This is a genomic window from Saccharospirillum salsuginis (genome assembly GCF_014651855.1).
GTDB classification, from domain to species: domain Bacteria; phylum Pseudomonadota; class Gammaproteobacteria; order Pseudomonadales; family Natronospirillaceae; genus Saccharospirillum; species Saccharospirillum salsuginis.
On the sequence record NZ_BMXR01000012.1, the window covers coordinates 22077 to 43678 of the forward strand.

Sequence of the window (21602 nt, forward strand, 5' to 3'; positions counted from 1 at the left end):
AATGTTGGATTACGCCTATCGGCTAATCCAACCTACATGACTTCGTAGGGTGGGCACCGCCCACCATAATTCGTCACCTCGAAGACCCCTTCTCAAAACACATCCTTCAACCGGTGATACAACATCCCCAACGCCAACAACGGCGACCGGAACTTCGGACCACCGGGGAAAGTCATGTGCCGCACCCGCTCAAACAACTCGATCCGCCCGTCCTCACCGTGCATCGCCTGCGCGATCAAGCGACCGGCCAGGTGCGTCACGTTGAGCCCGTGGCCGGAATACGCCTGGGCGTAATAGACGTTGGGTGCCAACCGTCCGATCTGCGGAAAACGATTCGCCCCGATACCGATCATGCCCCCCCATTGATAATCGATACGCACATCCTTCAAATACGGAAACACACGCACCAGGTGCGGTTTCAGAACGTTTTCGATCGACTGCGGGTCGCGCCCGGAATAATTACACAGGCCGCCGAACAACAACCGCTTGTCGGCACTGAGCCGGTAGTAATCCAGCGCCACATTCTGATCGCACACCGCCAGATCTTTCGGCAACACCCGCCGCCAGACATCCTCCGGCAAGGGCTCGGTCGCGATCACATAACTGCCCGCCGGCAACACCTTACCCGACAAGGCCGTATTCAACCCCGCCACATAGGCATTACCGCACAACACCACCTTACTCGCCCGCACCTCACCTTTCGCCGTGCGCATGATCGGCCGATCCCCCTCGACCACCTCCGTCACCAGACTCTGCTCGAAAATCCGCACACCCAACGCATGCGCCGCCTCCGCCTCCCCCGCAACCAGGTTCAGCGGGTGCAAATGCGCCGCCCCCATATCGACCAGACCGCCCACATACCGATCCGACCCCACCACTTCATGCATCCGCTGCTCGGGAATCAACTCAATGCGATGGGCATAGCCCGCCGCCTTAAGCGCCGCATACTCCAACTCGAAATCCCGCACATGCCGGCGCCGCGTCGCCAGATCGCAATACCCCATCTTGAAATCGCACTCGATGCCGTACCGCGCCACCCGATCACGCACAATCTCGACCGACTCCTCCCCCATCGCCGTCACCGCCTCGATCCCGGCCTGTCCCAGTACCTTGCGAAACGGCTCCAGACCATGGCCCACACCGCGAATCAACTGACCGCCATTACGCCCCGACGCCCCCCAACCGATCCGACGCCCCTCAATCAACGCCACCGAATCCCCCCGCTCCGCCAACTCCAGCGCCGTATTCACCCCACTGAACCCGCCGCCGACCACACACACATCCACATCGATGCGCTCGGTCAACTCGGGATAGGTTCGTGTATAACGACGCGTCGCCGCGTAATAGGATTCAGGATGATCGTCGGTGTGAGTACGGGGGTTCAGGTACATGCGGCGTCCAGAATACAGATCAAAATGTTCGGTATTTTTGACACAACATCACCGCATTTTCAACAGGATTAGAGTCACTTTCAGCAACCACCGCACCGAGCAACGGCTAAAACGAGGCATTCTTCGAATATTTCAGGACAGGAATCCAACAAACCGCAGCCATTAGCGATGGCCCCCCGGGCTGCTCTCACGGGGATGTCTGAGGCATGGATGCCGAAGCCAAGCCCCCATGGAAGGGTTCACGGCGACCCCGTGAGAGCAGCCCGGGGGGCCAGCGCGGATTCATGTGTGCCGTTGCGGGCTCTTGGCACTCAATCTAACCGGGCCATCTCCCATTGGTCCCCCGATCAGAATTTGCTACTCTATGTAAAAAATAATGGATAGCCACCCAGCTATCCACAACCACCCCATCCAACCGCACAAAACCCGACCGGAGGTGCCCTTCATTGGACGTAGGCGAACGACTCAAGGCCATTCGTAAGCAAAAAGGTCTCTCACAGCGTGAACTGGCCAAACGCGCCGGCGTCACCAACAGCACCATCTCCATGATCGAGAAAAACAGCGTCAGCCCCAGCGTCAGCTCGCTGAAAAAAGTGCTGCAGGGCATCCCCATGTCACTGGTCGAATTCTTCGCCGAAGACACCGATACCGACAACGCCCAGCCCGTCGTCTACAACCCCGATGAATTCATCGACCTCTCGGTCGACGAGGTCAAACTGAAACTGGTCGGAAAAGCCTTCGGACGGCGCGCCATGGCCTTCATGATCGAAACCTACGAGCCGGGCGCCGACACCGGTGCCGAACTCTACGTCCACGAAGGCGAGGAAGCCGGCCTGGTCATCAACGGCGCCTTTGAACTGACCGTCGGCAGCGAGGTGTACCACCTGAAGAAAGGGGATGCCTACTACTTCGATTCAACCCGACCGCACCGGTTCCGCAACCCCTTCGAGGAGACCTGCGAAATCGTCTCGGCCACCACCCCGGCCAATTTCTAGCCGGCCGGGGGCGCCGGCTCCCCGGGGCTAGAAATCCGTGAACTGAATGCCCCACCGCTGTTCGATGGGTTTCAACAGTCCGGCCGCACGCAGTTCCCGCAACTGCGACAGCAGCCACTCCATTTCCAGCTCAGCGCCCTGGCTCACCAGTACACTCAACCGATAGGTATTATCCGCCCGTTCGGACACCAGCAAATCGCTCATGTCCAAGCCCTCATTCCGGCGCGCGCGCAGATAACTTTCATTCAACACCGCCACCTCGCCGCGTTCGCGCATCAACATTTCCAGACCCGCGGCCAGGCTGGGGGCGAAGTCGATGGTGAACTGGTCCTGCAGCCACTGTTCATCGGTGCGGTAACTGGCGAAGCCGTAGTGATAACCCCGCGTCGCGATCAGATGTTTTTTATGGATATCGTCAAAGAACCCCTGGCCGCGGTCTTCTTTGTCCAGAGCCACGTACACGTCGCGGTCGACCGCGATCGGGTGGGAGATGTTGACCGATTCGTCACGCCATCCCCAGTCGGGGGACTCGAAAAACATCGCCTCGAAGCGCCCCTGTCGGAACGACAACTCACGGCTGAAGGCCGCGACCGGGACGAATTTAAACTCGATCCGCGATTGCCACTCGTTGAGCTGGTCGAGCACATCCACCGTAGCGCCGCTGGGCTCTTCAGATGCGTGGCCGACAACATAAGGCGGGTAGGGATATCCACCGACCAGAACAGTCCGTTCATAGGCCTCGACCGCCGCCAGCGGCAAAAGCCCGACCAACGCGGCCAGCATCACACGAATACAAGAGTGCATTGAAGAAGTCTGCAATTCAGTCATAACGTCAGATCAGCATAGACCGCCACCAAACCGAATTCCAAAAAAGTGGTCTAAACTGCGCGTAAACGCGAACCTTGGAGGTGGAGGGTCGCATCATGAAAACACATCGCGCAGGCAAGATCCCGACCTGGCTGGCCGGTCTGGCATTGGCTTTATTGTGGCCCGTCGCGGCGGATCAGAACGACGACCGTCTCGACGGCCTGTTCGACAAACTGCAGGACGCCCCGAACGCGTCGCAGTCCGCCGTGATCGAACAACAGATCTGGCTGATCTGGACACAGGCCCCGAACGACGAGGCCGAACGCCTGATGGACCGGGGCATGCAGGCCATGCGACTGGGGGAATGGACCTTGGCCGAGCGGTTGTTCGATCAACTGGTCGAGAAGGAACCCAAGTTCGCCGAAGCCTGGAACAAATTGGCCACCGTTCATTACGTGCTCGGGGATTACAACGAGTCGATGTCGGATATCGAACAGACGCTCAAATTGGAGCCCCGTCATTTCGGTGCCCTGTCGGGCCTGGGCAGTATCTTCGCGCGTCTGGGCCAGCCGGCGGCCGCCATTCGGGTGTTCGAACAGGTACTGGAAATCTACCCCCATTCCCAGGACAGCCAACATTCGATTGAGCAGCTGCAAGAGCAACTGCTGGACCGGGCAATCTGACTGGCAAGCCAGATTGCCACTCTCGTCCCGATCGGGTCACGGCAGTGTCACGAAAAACCACTAGGCTGACAGTGGGCGCCGACACGATTGCGTCGCCCCAACCGGTCTAACCGCCCCCGGGCAGGAGGAGCCATGCTCACGTTGCAACCGGATATGAAAACCCTGTTTGAACAGCTCGGGCTGGACAGCAGCCCCGAGGCCATGGAGGCCTTTTTCGGCAACCATACACTCGACCCGGACGAAGATGTCTCCGAAGCCGATTTCCTGAGTTTCGAACAACGCCTGACCCTGGCTCGGATGCGCGATGAAGACGCCGAATGGGCCGAGGTCGTCGACACCATGGAAACCCTGCTGCACAAGCACTGAACCGGATACGTTCAACCGGGTCAGCGCCCTTCCCGCTGTCGCGCCTCAAGCCCCGACTTCACCCGATCGATGGTGGCCGCGTGCCGGTTCAGCCAGGCCACGGCCTCCCCCTGGGTGCGCACCCGCATCAGGACCCGCTCGTTGTGCCAGCCATGCACCAGCGCCTCCCACCGGGCCGACCAGGTATGCGCGCCCCGAAACCGATGAAACGCCACGGCGGAGGCCGACAGCATCAATAACACCCTCTGATACGGGTTCAACGGTTGATCGGCCGCTGTGGTGCTGCGCCGGTAAGGTCTCGGCACCACATCCACACGATCCGTCCGGGGTGTCGACCGGTTCAGCACGGCGGACAAGTCCGACGCCTGCCGGTCGCGCTCGGTCAGCGCGGGCAGATTCCAGCGCCGGCACAGGGTGCGCAGGATGCTGCTGTGGTCGAACACCGTCGAACATACGGTGCCATCCTCGATCCAGGGCGACACCAGGACCGCCGGCACCCGCACGCCCAGCCGGTCGAATCGAAAGCCCTGCTCACCCGCTTGCCCGTCCGGTCGGGGCGGCACGGCCGCCGGCGGTGACACGTGATCGTAGTTGCCGCCGTGCTCGTCATAGGTGATCACCAACAGGGTTTTTCCCCACGCCGGCCCGTTGCGCAAGGCCTCATACACACGGGCGATCAACTGCTCACCGGCCAGTACGCTGGAGGTGTCCACCGGGTCGAGGAATGGCGGGATGCCGGCGGGCGGGTGCTGGTCGTTGTTGTCCAGCATCAGGCGCGGCTCGATAAAACTGTAGTCCGGCAGTTCTCCCTTGGCGGCCTGATCGAAAAACGCATCCATCGTATGCACATGACGGCGTCGATACCGCCACAGCGCCGGCTGCAGCAACTCGGTAAAGCTAATGACATCCTCGGGGTCGTAATAGATGCCGAAGGACCGGCCGGCGTCGTCGAGCCGGTTGAACACGGTCGGCGCCGAATGCAACAGCCACTTGTGCACCGGACTGTTGTTGACGAATCCGTGAGAGGTCCCACTGTGCACGAAGGCGCGATTACCGAAGGTTTGACTGGGAATCGCGCTGAACCAGTGGTCGCAGACGGCGAAACGTCGCGCCAGGGTGCTCAATACCGGTACGGATTCGGGCGTAAACCCGGTCATGATCTGACGGTAAACGGCCGGGTCGGGCTCGCCGAACCGGGGGGCCAGTGACGGCCACCAGCGCGCCAGGTGCTTGCGCAACCAGAGAATCGGTCCCGACGCCTGCGGATACAGTGAGGGGTTACCGGCCAGATTATCGATGTAATCCCGCACGAAGCCGGACATCGGCGCCGGGTCCGGCACAGGATCCGGCACATTGAAAGGCGGCCGATCGAATGGATACCATCGATTGGCGGCCGGACGAGTGCTACCGAAGAGCTGTCGGTTGACGTGATAATACTCTTCGCCCGGATCGGGGTTGGGGCTGGTCATCCGGTCCGTCTTGCCGAAAGGCAGGTGACCGCCGCCGGCGTAATCCGGAACCGGGTTGGACAGATCCCGACCGCTGACGCCGGCGTACGCCTGCCCTCGCGGCGGTGTTTTATAGGGTTCGGGGTTGTCCGGATCGTACAGCCACCCCAATACATTATCGAAGGACCGGTTTTCCATCATCAGAACGACGATATGATCGATCCGATCGAGTGCGCCGCCACCGGCGGTTTCACTGGACACGACTTGGCTCCCTGAACGCTGTTCTTTCACGCCAGTCTAGCCCGGATCCCGACGCCTGAGGAGGCCCCATGACCCAACCGGAACACGACACCACCGAACATCGGTTCACCCTGACCCTGGACGGGGACCGGGCCGAGCTGAACTATCGAATGGACACACCGGATACCGTCAATTTCACGCGCACCTTCGTGCCGAACGCGTTTCGCGGCCACGGTTACGCACGACAGCTCGTGGACACCGGCCTGGCCTGGGCGCGGGAAAACCATTTTCGAATCAAGGCGGACTGCTGGTACGTCCAACAGGTGCTGGATCGGGGTGGTTGATAACGCCGATTCCAAACTTGGTCAGAATTATTGAACAGCGCCATCAGGAAGCTTTGATTGGATTGGCACTCCAGGCCCGAATAATGGTCGACGTCTCCGGGACGACCGGACAACCGATTCGAATTCAACAGGAGTGTCACCATGACCAAGGTACTGATTCTTTACTACAGCATGTACGGCCACATCGAACAGATGGCGCACGCGGTCGCCGAGGGTGTTAATAAGGTGGACGGTGTCGAGGCGACCCTGCGCCGCGTGCCCGAAACCATGAATCCCGAAGCCGCCAAACAAGCCGGCGCCAAGCTGGATCAGAGCGCTCAGGTCGCCACCGTCGAGGAACTGGCCGACTACGACGCCATCATTTTCGGCACCCCGACCCGGTTCGGCAACATGGCCGGCCAGATGCGTACCTTCCTCGACCAGACCGGCGGTCTCTGGGCCCAGGGTAAACTGGTCGGCAAGGTCGGCAGTGTGTTCACCTCCTCCGCGACTCAGCACGGCGGACAGGAGACCACCATTACCTCCTTCCACACCACCCTGCTGCACCAGGGCATGGTCATCGCCGGCGTGCCCTACAGCTGCCAGGGGCTGACCAAAATGGACGAGATCACTGGTGGGTCGCCCTATGGCGCGAGCACTCTGGCCGGTGGCGACGGCAGCCGTCAGCCATCGACCAACGAGCTCGAGATTGCCCAGTTCCAGGGCCAGCATGTCGCTGAACTGGCGAAGAAATTGAGCGCGGCCTGACCCGTGCCTGCACAGCTTGCCTGCGGGCAGGCTGTTCCCTCCTCAGTCTTCGTTTTCGAGCACCAGAACCCCCGCCGCCGTGTTCGACACCGGTATATGGTAATGCCGATGCAGTTCGGTCACGTGTTCGCTCAACACACCGCGCATGGCCAACCACATGTTCAGCTCCACGCCCTGTGCGCCGGCCTTTTCCACCAGGTCATCGTTGGTCAACCGGGTCAGTTCTTCCGGGTGCCCGACCAGCGTGTCCATGCAGTACTGATCGAATGCCTTGTTGATGAAACCGGCCCGTTCGCCGTCCAGCTGATGCGACAAGCCACCGGTACCGAACACCACCACTTTCTGGTCCCCCGCGAACGAACGAATGCCCCGACCAATGGATTGACCCAATTTGTAACAGCGCTTGGGTGACGGCATCGGGTGGCGTTCGCAGTTGATGCACACCGGAATCACCTTGATGTGCTGATAGCGGTTGCCCGGCCACATCAACGACAAGGGGACCGTCAGGCCATGATCGACTCTCAGTTCCTGGCACACCGTCATATCGAATTCATCGTCGATCAATTGATTGACCAGATGCCAGGACAACTCGGTTTCCCCGGTGACCGGCGGAATGGGTTTGATGCCCCAGCCTTCGTCGGCGTTGTGGTATTGCGGGGCCGTCCCGATGGCGAAGGTCGGTTTCTTGTCGAGGAAGAATTCCAGACCGTGATCGTTGTAAAACACCACGGCGATGTCCGGTTGTTGCGCCTCCAGCCAGGCCCGAACCGGCGGGTAACCGTCGAAAAACGGCTTCCAGTACGGCGTGTCCTCTTCATGCCGGTCCATGGCCATCCCGATGGCCGGAATGTGCGATGTGGTGATACCACCGAGTACCTGTGCCATGGTTATTCTCCCGCCCTGACCAGTTTTTCCTTGAATGCCTCGACCGTCATGCCGGTTTGCAGCGCACCGACATCCTGAACGTTCAACCCCAACAGACCGGCGAATTTCGCCAGATAGTAAATGCTGCCGCCCTCGCGCAGTAACGCGAGAATATCGCGGTCGAGAATCGCCGCCTTTTGTTCGGGGGTCAGTCCGAACCGATCGCAATAACCGGCTTCGTCCTGTTTGAACGCCTCGCGGGCGGAGGCTTCGTTGAAGGAGTAACACATCTTGTTGAGGGCATAGCCTTTGGTGGCCATGGGACCGTCGAATTTAATGGTGCCGGGAACATCGGCATGGGATGAATTGGACATGGTAATACCTCTCGGGTGAGCGCACCCGAAAGGCTAGGACAAGGCGATCGCCAAAACCTGACCTGAATCAATTGTTCGGTCGCAAAGGCAACGAACGGCCTGTTCGGTTGCTGGAACAACCGGTCTCAGGCCAGTTGTTCCAACCGTTCCAACAGGGTGTCGTATTGCTCCTGCTTGTACTCGTCGAACAGCGGATCGTGTCGGTGCTGGATGTTATCCAGGATGGCCTGGTTGGACGCTTCATCCAACCGCTCGAACAGTGGAAACACCAGATCCTCTTCCTTGCGCATGTGTTCGCGCATATGCCAGGCATAATCCTCGAACGCGCGGTGCAACTGATCGAGCGGCACCGGTTGGCCGAAATTGATTTTGCGTATCAGTGAGCGCAGCTCATCCCCTTCCCGCTCCAGTTGATCGTGATCGCTGCGAATCACACTGGTCTTGGAAGGGGCGGCCAGCTTCTGCGCTTCCAGGTAGTCGAACGCCACTTCTTCCAGCGGGTGATGAAAGAACTCCGGATAGCTGTGCATGTATTCCATGATGTCCATGATCAGCGACAGATCCGGTGTGTCATCGTCGTCGGAATTTTCAGTGTCGTATTTGGCGATTTCCCGCTCCAGCACCGTCAGCACCCGTTTCAGGTTTTGGTGGTCGTTCAGCAATCGGTCGAGTATCGCGGTGGTCATAATGCACCTCCTTTCCTGCGCACTCCCCGGAAGAGGTAGGGAGTCTATCCAGAGACTAACAAGGCCCCCGGCAACCATCTTGACCTGGGTCAATAGCCTGGGTACCGACAATCGACGGTGCCGACAACGCGGGCAGAATGATAGACTGCGCCTGAATACAAGCGCACAGAGTAGTGACTCATCCAATGAAGAAAACTGTCCAGGTCGCCACCAGCGAAATCCATGGCCGGGGGCTGTTCGCCACCCGCCGCATCAAGGCCGGCACCCTGATCGGTCACTGCCAGACCCGCCCCACGAAAACCGAGAATGACTATACCCTCTGGCTCGAAACCGGGCCGGTGGATGTAACCTGCGAGTTGAAATACATCAACCACGGCACCCGACCGAACGTCGCTTACTATGACGATCTGTCCGTCGTAGCCTTGCGCGATATCGCCCCGGAAGAAGAACTGTTGCACCACTACGGAGATGACTGGGAGTGAAAACGCCCCTCAGCGACTGGCAGCGGCCTGTCGAACCACAGCCTGACCCAGCGCGGCGAAATACCGTTCGAACGCCTCATTGACCTGCAACCGGTGCGCTCCCTCCGGATAAAGCCCGATTTTCGCTTCGTCCGATTTGAGCGTGCCCTTGACCAGAAACCGGTTCTTGACACTGGCATCCTGAACGAACGCTTCGAATGCCCGGGCACAGACTTCTTCCGGCAAGCTGAAATAGAGCGACTGTTGCGCCCGGTCGATCCGGGCCGAACGCTGAAAAAGGTCGCTCGGAGACTGGCCGTCCGCACTCAGCAGTATGGCGCTGAAACAGCCGAACAACAGATCGTTCAACGGATGCCGCACCGGCGGCTGATCGCTCAGCCAGGCCTTGGACGCGAACCAGTTCGGTGGCGCGCCCCGGGCGGCCTTGTCGACCATGTAATGATCGAACGCGTGAAACCACTCGTGCGCAATGCTGCCGGGACCGGCGTTCTTGGCCAGGGCGAAAGCGCGAGAAGGTAAGGTGTAATGGGCCGACACCCCGGGCTGACCGCCGGTGCCATACTCCAGCGACAGGGTGCCGCGCAACGAGATTACCGATTCCGGTACCTTGAGGATATCCATCAGATCACAGAGCGCATCGTAGAAACGCAGGCAGGAAGCATCCCGCTCGGCGGCGGTAACCCAGCGCCCGATGCGGATGGACCGAAAACCGAAGCGCCGGCGCACATCGGCGAAGCCCACCGGGGCGCCGCCGCGATGGTCGCGCCCCTGGCGGTGGTAGGGATCTCGCATATTGACAGAACTCTGATGTGCGGCTAGTTTGAGGCCGCTAGTGAAAATCGCACCATGGTCGGTTCGATTTTATCGGATTCAACACGGCATTGCCCACGACCACTGGTTCGATACCCCATTCATCCAGTCACAATCCGCAAAAGGACCTTGCCCATGAAGCCTTGGCTCCTCCCCTGTGTATTAACCCTGTTAACCGCCTTACTCACCGCCTGTGCCGGCGGTGGCAGCGACGACAATGATGGTGACGACTCCGGTTCCGCCACGTCCTCCCAACAACGACTGTCCGGTTCGGTCAGTCAGGAAGGCGGGGCCTCCGACGAGGATCCCATCAGCGTTAAAATCCTCAGTTACGATGGCGACGACACTCTGATAGACAGCGAAACCACCGTTGCCAGCTACCTCAGCCAAAGCGACAGCTGGATCTACGAGTCTGAAATCGACATGGACAAGGCCGGCGGCTATCTGGTCGTCAGCATGGACAAAGACGGCTACGCCGGTTTCAACCGGAAAGTCGAGTTCGATGCACCGCGCGACATCCAGGTGCTCGGCCGGATTGTCGAAGCGGCCGAGGCGCAGGTCACGGTGGAAAGCAGCGGCTATGTTCTGCGCAGTGGCCGCACACGCAACAGCTTCACCTTCGCTCTGGTCGAGGACGGTCGAGGCCAGCGCTCCCTGGTCGGTGGCGCCTCCAACCTGCTCGCGGCCCGCGCCGCCAATGCCACCGATGTCCTGGTGATCGATATTCCCGCCAGCTCCGTGCCCCAGGACACCACTGAACTGCAGGGCCGCATGGCCAGCTTCGACCCGAACGATGCGGAAGAATCCGAATCCTTCCCCGGCGAATACGCCGACAGCGACGGCAACGAACTGCTCTCGGTCGCGTTCCAGTTCAACGAGATCACCACACAGGACGGAGAGTCCCTGGGCAAGGCGGTTCAGCAGGCCCGCGCCAATGGCTTGATGTCCCGTGCTGAAACCGAACCCACGATCATCTCCCGGTACATTCCCGAAGGCAGCTGTTCCGCCATGGAAAACCTGGGCGATTCCGACGACACCAAGTCCGGCTTCCAGATTCCGGTGTACACCTACAACCCGAACAGTGGCCTGTGGGATTTGCTGGGCACCGGCACCGTCTACGAAGACGGTGGCACCCCGGTCCCCAGTGACCGGGAAATTTTCGATTGCGGAAGCGTCACCTATTACCTGGAAATCGAAGTCAGCAACGAAGACTTCAACCGGAAATGGTGGAACCTGGACTACCCGCTGACATTCGAACAACCGGTCCAGCTGTGCGCCAAGGTGCGCATCGAGGATCAGGATGGTGCACCGTTGAGTGGCACCTCGATTTTCCTGAAGGACGACGATGGCCGCAGCTTCTCCGATACCTACGGTTACACCAACGACAGCGGAGAAGTCACACTGAATACCACGTTAATCGACGGCAGTGACGACCGTAGCGCACAAATTCGGTATTGGGGTTTCAACAGCGCCGCTTATGTTTCCAGTGCCGTGACCTTGAGCGAAGACTGCGCCACCCGTCAGACGGTAACCGTGGAGCGCCGGGACAAATGCCTGATCCGGGGCCAGGTAAACGATGAAACCGGTCCGCTCAAGGATGTACTGGTTTACGCATATGGCTATGGCGATCAGGACTGGCATTACGGATACGGGCAAACCAATGCCAGCGGCGAGTTCAGCCTGAACGCGGTCTGCAACATGGATTACACCGTCTACGCCTACGGTAGCCAGACCTACTATCAGAGCTTCAAGAGCGCCAATGTCGACGCCAGCCTGGGCGAGGACGAACAGTCCGATAACGGCGAAGTGGTCCAACTGGACACCATCACCATCGAAAACCAGGGCCCGATCGCCTATGCCTGGTTCTACTGGAGCTCCAACATTGGGGACACTACGGTTGGCGACGATGGCGAAACCTACTACAGCCTCGACAGCGGCACTGTCGACGTCTGGGGCTACGCCTGGGACTACGAAGGAGATTGGCCCGTCAGCATGACGCTGCAACTCATCGATGAAGACGGCACGGTCAGAGACAGCGTGACTCAAGAGCTGACCGAGGAAGACTACTTCGCCGATGAGGATGGTTTGCTGACGCTGGATGTACCGGGCAACGGATACTACCGCCTAGGCGGCACAGCGACTGACAGCAAGGGGAATTCCAGCGACATCAACAGCTACGGCGCGATCGATTAACGCGTCTTCCCTCCGGGCCGGGCGCCCGGAGGGATTGATTCACACCCGCGACAGCGTTTGACTCAAGCCCGATCAACCTGCAACGGCTGCATGGATTGTTTCAACTGGGCCCAGAGCCGCTGGCGCTCCATCTCCAGCGTCAGCCCCTGGCTTTGACGCCAGTCCCGCCACTGCCGCAACACCGTACTCACCACCCAGTTCGACGGTCGGCAAAAGCGATAATGGGAGCCATCGCGAGCCAGCACCGAGACACTGTCCGCCTCGATCTCGACCGCGCCCAGTGCGCACTGAGCCGACGGACGGCGCTTGTTCTGATAGTAACCGGCTTCCACAAAGCAGACGCCCTCGTTTGACGTCCACAGGAAGGCCACCGGTAAGGTGAGCTGGAAGAAATCCGGCCCCTGGATCACAACTTCAAGATTCTCGTTGAACGGCAGTTGTTCACGGGGAATCGGCTGCATGGATCAATCCCTTTTCTCGATTTGACTGAGGCTGTTGAGTCGACGCTGCGCGAACTGGCGAGGCGATGGTGCCTTGCCGACTGTCCTTCGTCGCGGCAAGGGCCACTATAAATCCGCCCGGAGAAAATGCCAAAACGAATGTGTCATTCGTGTCCGCTTTTGATTCAATCCCGGCGGGATCGGCTTGTCATCGCGAAACGTCCGTGCTGAGATGGACACTGTTTGAATCCATCCGAGACCTTGCATTGATGCCCATCGAGCTGTTCACCCGCCACTTCCTGGGACTCTTCTTCCTGATGATTGGCCTGCTGTATGGCTGCCGCAGCCTGGGTCTGTCACAACGATGCGGGTACAGCCACATCCACTATGGCGAACCGGGCTCGGCCACCTGGTGGCACCGGCAAAGTTTCAACCTGTTTCGGGCGGCCATACTGGGGGTGTGTCTGGCGCGCATCCCGTTTCCCATCGACGGCTGGCTGGGCATGATCGAGCCGCTGTATCAACCCGGCATCCTGCTGATCGGCGTCGCCCTGCAGCTCATCGCCTTCGCCCTCATCAGCTACGTTCAAGGCTACCTGAACGCCGACTGGCGCTCCGGCATCGATCAGGACCATCCACCGTCGCTGATCACCGACGGGCCTTACGGCCGCAGCCGCAACCCCATTTTCCTGGCCATCCTGATCGGACAATTCGGCTTTTTCCTGGCCTTGCCCAGCCTGTTTTCCCTGGTGTGTCTGGTGGTTGGCGCGGGGGTGATCCTCCGCCAGGCCCGGGCCGAGGAAAGTGCCCTGAACCGGTTGCACGGCTCGGCCTATGAGGAATACCGCCACCGCGTTCCGCGTTGGTTGTGAGCCTGCAACGCTGAGTTCCAGCAACGATCAGGCGGCCTGCTTGTCGATTCGGCCGGCAACGGACTACCCTGACCTCAGCTTAAACGATGGGCTTACAGTCGCATCAATCACTCTTAACCAGGAGAACCGGGATGTCGAATTGGATTGAACTCAGCGCTTCGGACCAACACCGCTTCAAAGCCTACCTCGCCGAACCCGAAGGCACGCCCAAAGGAGCCATCGTCGTGCTGCAGGAGATCTTCGGTGTGAACAAACACATCCGCACGGTCTGCGACCGACTGGCTGGCGAAGGCTATGTCGCCGCCGCCCCGGCGCTGTTCGACCGGGTTGAGCGGGACTACGAGGCGGGTTACGAGCCCGAGGACGTCAAACGTGGACGAGACCTGGTACTGAGAGTGGACCTGGCGCGATCGCTCGACGACATCGACGCCACCGTCGCTCACCTGAAACCGCAGGGCCCGGTCAGCATCATTGGCTTTTGTCTGGGCGGCTCCCTCGCTTTTAAGTTCGCCGCCCGATCGGAGAACATCGCCTGTGCGGTCGGCTACTACGGCGGACGCATTCCGGACTGGGCCGATGAAACGCCCCGGTGCCCGACCATCCTGCACTTCGGCGAAGAAGACGCCGCCATCCCGATGGACAAGGTGGACATCGTGCGTCAAAAACAACCCGAACTGCCGATCTACACCTACCCGGCCGGTCACGGTTTCAATTGCGATTTGCGCGGTTCCTACGAGCCCGAATCGGCCGCGCTCGCCTGGAAGCGGACGATGGCGTTTATTGAGGACAACAGCCGAGGGTGAACAGCCCTTGGCTTCAGGAACGTGCGCCCAGCTAAGCGCATTGATTCACGTTTATTGAGGCAACTTTAGACTGGCACTTGACGCCAACGCCGTATCGACCTTAAATAGTCCACTTGGTCGATAATAAAAGTACCCGCCAATGACTTATCTCTTGCTGAAATACTGTCACCTCCTGTCCGCTGTGATCATGCTGGGAACCACCCTGTGCAACGGCATCCTGCGGTTTCACACCAACGGCACCCGGCAAAGCCATCATATGGCCGCGATCTCGACGGGCGTAACGGCGCTGAATCGCATTCTGCTCGGTCCATCACTGACCCTGTTGCTGCTGACCGGTCTGGCTATGACACTGAGTCGCTGGTCGTTCGACATGGCCTGGCTTCAATGGTCACTGGGCCTCTACGGCCTGCTGCTGTTGGCGTTTATTCTGGGGTATGCCGAGGAACGTCGATTGGAACGGTTAGCTGTCGACGCCTTCGACAACGGCCAACACGAACCGGACCCGCGCTACTGGCAGGTCATGCGTCGGGCCACGCCCATCGGACTGGGAGCCACCCTGGTCAGTCTGTGGATACTGTTTATGATGCTGGCGAAGCCGATGTAACCCGCTCTGGTTGGAGGTTTCACCTTATCCGCATTGAGACGGGACGGGGCTTGATGCATCATTCCGGCCTCATATTCGACCGTCGCCCCCTCGTCACCCGATGCCTACGCTGACCGAACTCGATCTGCTGCCTTATTTTTCCGACGTCACACTGCAACGCGGACGCGCCTACTATTTCGGCGGCTGCGCCACGGTCAAGCACCGTTTTCAGGAAGACGATGCGTATGTCGTGCGCGGCACGGTCTCCGGGCAGTCCGCCTCCCACTACCAGACCACGGCTCTGGTTCAAGTGGATAGCCGGCAGATTCTCAACGTTGATGGCTACTGCTCCTGCCCGGTGGGCAGCGATTGCAAGCATGCCGTCGCCCTGCTGTGGACTTTGATTGACGAAGGTGTGGATCTGGGTCGTCCGGTTCACGCCAACCGCGCCGATCTGGAAATCGCCTCCTGGCTGGCCAGGCTGGAGGCGGCCCGAGGGCCGAATGCCACGCCGGCTCCCGATCCGGAATACCCACTGTATTGCCTGGTACCCACCGGCCAGCACGTGCTGGTCGAGTTGCGCCGGGCGCGCTGGCTGAAAAAGCAGCAATGGGCCAAGGGAACCCGACTGGGTTTGCACCAACTGCCCCAATGGTCCAACCGCCTCGCGCGGGACGAGGCTGACGACATCGCTTTGCCGTTACTGAATGCCCTGCCCGAGGTCTATCACCAGGGAGTGCCCACCGCCACCGTAGCCGGCCCCGAAGGGGTGTTCTGGTTGCGGGAAGCCCTGAAGACCGGGCGTGTAATGATCGACAACAATCGCGCCCAGCCAGTGCAGCCGGGTCGGGAACGCTCATTGACGACCGAGTGGCTGGAACACTCCGATGGCGGCTGGACACTCGCTCTGGCGCTGGAAGATGCGGAAGAATCCCTGGTACTGCCGACCGATCCTCCCTGGTATCTGGCGTCGGCCCCATTTGAGACCGGCCCCATCGACACCCCCTTTTCGGCCAGCGAATTGCAGATCCTGTTGCACGCCCCGACAATCCCCGAATCGCAAGCCGAGGAGACCTTCGAACGTCTGTCCGGTCGGTTCAAGGAGCGACTGCCGGTTCCCAAGGTGGGTGACAGCATCCGGCTCGACCGCCTGGAATATGGGCGCTTGCTGCTGACGCGCCATGGCACGGCCGATTTATTGCGTGCCCGGGGTCTGACAACCGATTGGCTCGCCGGGGGCGACTTCGGCGATCGGGAACGCCCCCGCATCATCGTTCAGTTTTGTTACGACGGGCACGAGTACCTGCTCGACTGGCTCGACAGCCAGAGCAGGGACGTCGTTCGCTTCGAGGAAGGCGGCCAATCCTACAGCCTGGTGCGGGATGTCGACACCGAGGAGGAGTGGATCGAGGAACTGATCGAAGCGGGTCTCATGGAGGACGAAGTACTATCCGGGGAGTTTTTTCAGGACGATTGGGAGGATGATCGACCCGAACCCCTGTACTGGCACTTGTTCATCGAAAGCCACCTGCCCCGACTGCGTGAGCTGGGCTGGCAAGTGACCTTTCTGGACGACTGGGACACCGGTGTCGAACTGATCGACGATTGGCGGGGCGAGATTCTCGAACACGATAATGGCGATCTGGATCTGGATCTCTATCTGGAATACAAGGGGCAACGCATTCCCCTGGTGCCGGCGCTGATCGCCTGGTTCGACAACCCGCTGCGCGGTGAAGACGATCAACTCCTGGTCGAACTCGACGATAATCAATTCGCCCAAATCGACCGTGCCAGCGTCCAGCCGGTGCTCGATGCCCTGACCGACCTGCTGAACCGCGATGCCGTCCCCGGCGATACCCTGCGCCTGCCCCCGACCGATGTCGGCCACCTGGCCAACCTGGATCAACACGGCTTGTTCACCGGCGGCGACGCGGCGCGAGAGAAGGCCCGCCGCCTGACCCAACTCGAACGCATCGAACCGGTGCCGCCCCCGAGCGGGCTCCGGGCTGAGCTCCGCCCTTACCAGCAACTGGGTCTGAACTGGCTGCAGTTCCTGCGTGAATTCGGGTTCGGCGGTATCCTGGCCGACGACATGGGCCTGGGCAAAACCATTCAGACGCTGGCCCACCTGCTGCTGGAAAAAGACGCCAGCCGCCTCGACCGACCGGCCCTGATCATCGCCCCGACCAGCCTGCTCGGCAACTGGCGTTCGGAGGCGGCGCGGTTCACGCCGAACCTGCGGTGCCTCGTCCACCACGGCAACGACCGGGCCCAGACGGCCACCGCCTGGGCCGACGCCGACCTGGTGATCACCAGTTACGCCCTGGCCTGGCGCGACGAAGCGCTGCTGAACGAACAGACCTGGTCCTTCGTCATTCTCGATGAAGCCCAGGCGATCAAGAACCCGCGCACCAAGATGGCCAAGGCCATCTACAGCTTGAAAGCCAGCCATCGGATATGCCTGACCGGTACGCCGCTGGAAAACCATCTGGGTGATATCTGGGCCCTGATGCGGTTTCTGATGCCCGGCTTTCTCGGCAGTTGGCAACACTTCAACGAGCACTACCGCAAACCGATCGAGCGCCAGCGCGACCCGGACCGCTTCAATGCTCTGATCACCCGGTTATCGCCCTTTCTGCTGCGCCGCACCAAGGACATCGTCGCGCGCGAGCTGCCCGCCAAGACGGAAATCACCCAGACCGTGGCCCTCGAAAGCCCGCAGCGGGCGCTGTACGACAGCATCCGCGCGACCATGGAGAAGCGGGTCAAGGACCTGCTGGAACAAAAAGGTCTGGCCAGCAGCCAGATCGAGATCCTCGACGCCCTGCTCAAGCTCCGCCAGGCCTGCTGCGACCCGAGCCTGGTCAAGATCGACGCCGCCAAGAAGGTCACCGAGGCCGCGAAGCTGGACTGGCTGATCCCCACCCTGGCCGAAATGGTCGAGGAAGGTCGCAAGGTGCTGGTGTTCTCATCCTTCTCTTCGATGCTAACCCGCATCGGCCGCTCTCTGGACGACGCCGGCATCGGCTACAGCACCCTGACCGGCCAGACGCGCAAACGCGACGAAGCCATCGCCGCCTTTCAGGACGGCGACGCCCCGGTGTTCCTGATCAGCCTCAAGGCCGGCGGCGTCGGCCTCAACCTCACCGCCGCCGACACCGTCATCCACTTCGACCCCTGGTGGAACCCCCAGGCCGAAGCCCAGGCCACCGACCGCGCCTACCGCATCGGGCAGGACAAACCCGTCTTCGTCTACAAACTGGTCGCCGAGAACACCGTCGAGGATCGAATCCTGGCGATGCAGCATCACAAGAAAGCCATGGCCGACCGGCTGCTGTCCGGCGGCGGGGATGGGGCACGACTGGAGAAAGAGGCCTTGCTGGGGTTGTTCGAGGCGTAGCTTACCCGCAACAAGGGGTAAAATTGACCTTACCCGCTATAGGGTATAATCTCGAACTTATCCGCTCCAGGGGGTAGCCATGAAAATTACAACACCGGACATGTTGGCCCAGGCTCTGAAAAATGCGAGAACCTCGCGACAGTTGAGTCAGGAAGCAACCGCCAAGCTGGTTGGCATCAAACAGGATACGGTGTCCAGATTCGAGACCCGACCGGACAGCAGCCGGATTGACACCCTATTCAAGATACTGGCGGCCCTGGAATTGGAGCTGCAGGTTGTCGAGCGTGATCGAGGGACTCAAGGTACGGGTTGGTCGGAGGAGTGGTGAGGCGTGGCCAATTTGATCGTTGCCCTTAACGGCATTCAAGTCGGTGTGTTGACCCAAGGCGCCGACGGGTCATTGAGATTCCAGTATCTGCCGGAATGGCTTCAAATGGATGGCGCAAGGGCCATTTCTCTATCCCTGCCGTTAAAGAAATCCCCTCACATCGGATCTTCGGTATTCAACTTCTTCGACAACCTACTTCCCGATGCGGATGCGATTCGCGCCCGCATGCAGGTCCGGTTCGAAGCGCCCACCAGGCACCCATTCGACCTGCTTTCACGAATCGGTCGGGATTGCATCGGTGCCATCCAATTATACCCTGAATTCATGGACATCCCCGATGTCCGGACCATTACGGCCGATCCTTTGGACGACCACGACATAGGGCGGATTCTGAGCCGCTATCAGGAAGACCCTTTGGGTATGAACCGGGACACGGACTTCCGAATTTCCCTGGCGGGCGCCCAGGAAAAAACCGCCTTGCTGTGGCACCAAAATCGATGGCAACGCCCGGTTGGCAGCACACCGACGAGCCACATTTTCAAATTACCCATTGGACTTCTGGATCAGCGCAACATCGACCTGCGAGAAAGTAACGAGAACGAATGGCTGTGCCTTCGTATACTGGCTGCATTCGGCATGCCCGTGGCCAACGCTGAATTAGCCCGCTTCGACGACAATGGCGTGCTGGTGGTGGAACGCTTCGACCGCCGCTGGTCCCGGGATGGTTCCTGGTTAATGCGGCTTCCCCAGGAGGATTTCTGCCAGGCTCTGGGGATCTCACCGGCATTGAAATACGAAAACGAGGGAGGTCCGGGTATCGAGGCCGGCATGAAACTCCTGCTCGGTTCCCAACAGGCTCACCGGGATCGGAATCTGTTTTTCAAAGCCCAGATCCTGTTTTGGCTAATGGCCGCGATTGACGGACATGCCAAGAACTTCAGCCTGTTTATCAAGCCTCACACCGCCATCGAAATGACGCCACTCTACGACGTACTCTCCGCCTACCCGTTGATGGCACAGGGCTCTCTCCCTCCCGAAAGAACCAAAATGGCCATGTCGGTCAAGAGTAAGAACCGACATTATGACTGGCCGCGAATCGAAGCGCGCCACTTCATCAGTACCGCACAACAGGTAGGGTTTTCAGCGGAGTCTGCAAAAGCCATGATTCACGATATCGCCGAGCGGACGGACATCGCGCTTGCGCAAGTGGAAGCACAACTTCCCCCGGATTTTCCGGCTCATATCAGCGACCCTATCCTGACCGGTATTCGCAGGCAGGCCACCAAGTTGATGGATTCACAACCATAGGAGCCTCCCATGTCCGACTTCCCCTTCACCGACCTGACCCGCCTGGAACATCGGGACGACCTGCCCGCGGCGTGCGACACCGTCATTATCGGCGGGGGCATCATCGGTGTGATGACCGCTTACTACCTGGCTTGCCAGGGGCAGCGTGTGGTGGTGTGCGAGAAGGGTCGCATCGCCGGTGAGCAGTCGTCGCGCAACTGGGGCTGGGTTCGCCAGCAGGGTCGGCACCCGGCGGAATTGTCGATCATGGTGGAGGCTCATCGTCTGTGGCGGGAACTGACCGACCTGATGTCGGAAGACATCGGCTATCGCACCACCGGTATTCTCTACATGGCGGCGGACGATGAGGAAATGGCGACCTTTGAGCGCTGGTTGCCACACGCCCGCGATGCGGGCGTGGACAGCCGGTTATTGAGCCGGGATGAGGTCATGACGATGCTGCCGGGCGCCCGGGGCGACTGGGCCGGCGGCCTGCATACCCCGAGCGATGGCCGGGCCGAACCCTGGTTCGCGGTGCCAGCCCTGGCGCGGCTGGCGAAACAGGCTGGCGCAACCCTTCGGGAAAGCTGCGCGGTACGGGCGCTGGATGTGCAGTCGGGCGCCGTGACCGGCGTCTTTACCGAGCATGGCCGGGTCGGTTGCCAACAGGTCGTGCTCGCCGCCGGGGCCTGGAGTTCGCTGTTCGTCCGCAACCATGGCGTGAGGTTGCCGCAACTCAGTGTACTCGGCTCGGTCATGGCGACCGAGGCACTGGAACTGCCGTTCACCGGCGGCGCGGCCGACCCCGACCTCGCCTTTCGAACCCGTCTGGACGGCGGTGCGACCGTCGCTCACGGCTTCCACCACGATTTTTTCATCGGCCCCGACGCGTTTCGTCACCTGCGCCAATTCGGCGGTCAGGTGCGCGGTGGCCTGAAGAGCACGCATTTGAGGCTGAAAGCGCCGGCCGGCTATCCGGACGCCTGGGGCACGCCCCGGCGCTGGCGACCCACCGATGTCTCACCGTTCGAACGGCTGCGCGTACTGAACCCGCAGCCGAACCGGCGTACGCTCGATACAGCCCTGGAGCGCTTCGCCGACACCTGGCCGACGCGGGAACGCCCCGGCATCCGCAAAGCCTGGGCCGGTATGATCGACACCCTGCCGGACGAATTGCCGGTCATCGACCGGGTGCCGGACCTCGACGGCCTGATTCTGGCCACCGGCATGAGCGGCCACGGCTTCGGCATCGGGCCCGGTTTCGGTCGGGTACTGGCCGATCTGGTGCTGGGACGGCCGGTCGGACACGACCTGAACGCCTTCCGCTACGAGCGCTTCTTCGACGGTACCCGGCTCGAACCGGGTCTGGCCTTCTGATGGTCATGAACACAGCGTTGCACCGTCCGTGCTGGCCGGGCCGCCTCCGGACACTTCATACTGGCGCGCCCAACCGCCCACC

The 21602-nt window shown here is 60.6% G+C and carries 22 protein-coding genes; 14 read left to right on the plus strand and 8 right to left on the minus strand.

Annotation, left to right across the window (positions count from 1 at the left end; translation table 11 throughout):
- Window positions 1-92: 92 nt before the first annotated feature.
- Window positions 93-1391 (minus strand): NAD(P)/FAD-dependent oxidoreductase, encoded by a 1299-nt coding sequence (locus tag IE111_RS19785; RefSeq protein ID WP_189612050.1) that lies wholly within the window; start codon window positions 1389-1391, stop codon window positions 93-95.
- A gap of 446 nt (window positions 1392-1837) precedes the next feature.
- Between IE111_RS19785 and IE111_RS19790 the strand changes: the two genes are divergently transcribed.
- The gene (locus IE111_RS19790; RefSeq protein ID WP_189612051.1) at window positions 1838-2386 is read left to right on the plus strand and encodes a cupin domain-containing protein; all 549 of its coding nucleotides are present in this window, start codon (window positions 1838-1840) and stop codon (window positions 2384-2386) included.
- 27 nt (window positions 2387-2413) lie between these two features.
- Here IE111_RS19790 and IE111_RS19795 read toward each other — a convergent pair whose 3' ends face one another.
- Window positions 2414-3190, minus strand: a complete 777-nt coding sequence (locus IE111_RS19795) for a substrate-binding periplasmic protein (protein ID WP_189612052.1) — start codon at window positions 3188-3190, stop codon at window positions 2414-2416.
- Window positions 3191-3309: 119 nt separating this feature from the next.
- Between IE111_RS19795 and IE111_RS19800 the strand changes: the two genes are divergently transcribed.
- Together IE111_RS19800 and IE111_RS19805 are read left to right on the plus strand one after the other, a co-directional pair.
- Window positions 3310-3876, plus strand: coding sequence for a tetratricopeptide repeat protein (locus tag IE111_RS19800; protein WP_189612053.1), 567 nt, complete (start codon window positions 3310-3312; stop codon window positions 3874-3876).
- 132 nt (window positions 3877-4008) lie between these two features.
- Window positions 4009-4242, plus strand: a complete 234-nt coding sequence (locus tag IE111_RS19805) for a DUF2789 family protein (protein WP_189612054.1) — start codon at window positions 4009-4011, stop codon at window positions 4240-4242.
- A gap of 20 nt (window positions 4243-4262) precedes the next feature.
- Here the strand turns inward: IE111_RS19805 and IE111_RS19810 are convergent, their stop codons facing one another.
- Window positions 4263-5951 carry an alkaline phosphatase family protein gene (locus IE111_RS19810; protein ID WP_189612055.1) on the minus strand — a complete coding sequence of 563 codons (1689 nt, stop codon included), beginning with the start codon at window positions 5949-5951 and terminating at the stop codon, window positions 4263-4265.
- Window positions 5952-6019: 68 nt separating this feature from the next.
- Between IE111_RS19810 and IE111_RS19815 the strand changes: the two genes are divergently transcribed.
- Both IE111_RS19815 and wrbA read left to right on the plus strand, forming a co-directional pair.
- Window positions 6020-6274 (plus strand): GNAT family N-acetyltransferase, encoded by a 255-nt coding sequence (locus tag IE111_RS19815; RefSeq protein WP_189612056.1) that lies wholly within the window; start codon window positions 6020-6022, stop codon window positions 6272-6274.
- Window positions 6275-6415: 141 nt separating this feature from the next.
- Window positions 6416-7021: an NAD(P)H:quinone oxidoreductase gene (gene wrbA, locus IE111_RS19820; protein WP_189612057.1), complete on the plus strand. Its 606-nt coding sequence runs from the start codon at window positions 6416-6418 to the stop codon at window positions 7019-7021.
- A 42-nt stretch (window positions 7022-7063) separates the two neighbouring features.
- Here wrbA and IE111_RS19825 read toward each other — a convergent pair whose 3' ends face one another.
- The 3 genes from IE111_RS19825 to IE111_RS19835 all read right to left on the minus strand — a co-directional run bounded on the left by IE111_RS19825 (window position 7064) and on the right by IE111_RS19835 (window position 8945).
- Entirely contained in the window at window positions 7064-7906 is an 843-nt protein-coding gene (locus IE111_RS19825; RefSeq protein ID WP_189612059.1) for a class III extradiol dioxygenase family protein, read from the minus strand.
- A gap of 2 nt (window positions 7907-7908) precedes the next feature.
- The gene (locus tag IE111_RS19830; protein WP_189612061.1) at window positions 7909-8259 is read right to left on the minus strand and encodes a protocatechuate 4,5-dioxygenase subunit alpha; all 351 of its coding nucleotides are present in this window, start codon (window positions 8257-8259) and stop codon (window positions 7909-7911) included.
- 125 nt (window positions 8260-8384) lie between these two features.
- Complete coding sequence (locus IE111_RS19835) at window positions 8385-8945, minus strand: hemerythrin domain-containing protein (RefSeq protein WP_189612063.1); 561 nt, start codon at window positions 8943-8945, stop codon at window positions 8385-8387.
- 185 nt (window positions 8946-9130) lie between these two features.
- On the opposite strand from IE111_RS19835, the gene IE111_RS19840 reads away from it, so the two are divergent.
- Window positions 9131-9427 carry an SET domain-containing protein gene (locus IE111_RS19840; RefSeq protein WP_189612065.1) on the plus strand — a complete coding sequence of 99 codons (297 nt, stop codon included), beginning with the start codon at window positions 9131-9133 and terminating at the stop codon, window positions 9425-9427.
- Window positions 9428-9436: 9 nt separating this feature from the next.
- Here the strand turns inward: IE111_RS19840 and IE111_RS19845 are convergent, their stop codons facing one another.
- Window positions 9437-10219 (minus strand): CLCA_X family protein, encoded by a 783-nt coding sequence (locus tag IE111_RS19845; protein ID WP_189612067.1) that lies wholly within the window; start codon window positions 10217-10219, stop codon window positions 9437-9439.
- A 153-nt stretch (window positions 10220-10372) separates the two neighbouring features.
- Between IE111_RS19845 and IE111_RS19850 the strand changes: the two genes are divergently transcribed.
- On the plus strand, window positions 10373-12430 hold the full coding sequence (locus IE111_RS19850) for a hypothetical protein (protein ID WP_189612069.1): 2058 nt from the start codon (window positions 10373-10375) through the stop codon (window positions 12428-12430).
- Window positions 12431-12492: 62 nt separating this feature from the next.
- Here IE111_RS19850 and IE111_RS19855 read toward each other — a convergent pair whose 3' ends face one another.
- Window positions 12493-12891 carry a hypothetical protein gene (locus IE111_RS19855; protein ID WP_189612071.1) on the minus strand — a complete coding sequence of 133 codons (399 nt, stop codon included), beginning with the start codon at window positions 12889-12891 and terminating at the stop codon, window positions 12493-12495.
- A 203-nt stretch (window positions 12892-13094) separates the two neighbouring features.
- Between IE111_RS19855 and IE111_RS19860 the strand changes: the two genes are divergently transcribed.
- The 7 genes from IE111_RS19860 (at window position 13095) to IE111_RS19890 (ending at window position 21520) form a co-directional block, all read left to right on the plus strand.
- A complete protein-coding gene (locus IE111_RS19860) occupies window positions 13095-13742 on the plus strand; it encodes a methyltransferase family protein (protein ID WP_229805452.1) in 648 nt (215 codons plus the stop codon).
- A 131-nt stretch (window positions 13743-13873) separates the two neighbouring features.
- Window positions 13874-14545: a dienelactone hydrolase family protein gene (locus IE111_RS19865; RefSeq protein ID WP_189612073.1), complete on the plus strand. Its 672-nt coding sequence runs from the start codon at window positions 13874-13876 to the stop codon at window positions 14543-14545.
- Between the two features lie 139 nt (window positions 14546-14684).
- Entirely contained in the window at window positions 14685-15149 is a 465-nt protein-coding gene (locus IE111_RS19870) for a DUF2269 family protein (RefSeq protein ID WP_189612075.1), read from the plus strand.
- Between the two features lie 100 nt (window positions 15150-15249).
- Complete coding sequence (locus tag IE111_RS19875) at window positions 15250-18528, plus strand: DEAD/DEAH box helicase (RefSeq protein WP_189612077.1); 3279 nt, start codon at window positions 15250-15252, stop codon at window positions 18526-18528.
- A 79-nt stretch (window positions 18529-18607) separates the two neighbouring features.
- Window positions 18608-18856 carry a helix-turn-helix domain-containing protein gene (locus tag IE111_RS19880; RefSeq protein WP_189612078.1) on the plus strand — a complete coding sequence of 83 codons (249 nt, stop codon included), beginning with the start codon at window positions 18608-18610 and terminating at the stop codon, window positions 18854-18856.
- 3 nt (window positions 18857-18859) lie between these two features.
- Complete coding sequence (locus tag IE111_RS19885) at window positions 18860-20164, plus strand: type II toxin-antitoxin system HipA family toxin (protein ID WP_189612080.1); 1305 nt, start codon at window positions 18860-18862, stop codon at window positions 20162-20164.
- 9 nt (window positions 20165-20173) lie between these two features.
- A complete protein-coding gene (locus IE111_RS19890) occupies window positions 20174-21520 on the plus strand; it encodes an NAD(P)/FAD-dependent oxidoreductase (protein WP_189612082.1) in 1347 nt (448 codons plus the stop codon).
- Window positions 21521-21602: the final 82 nt, after the last annotated feature.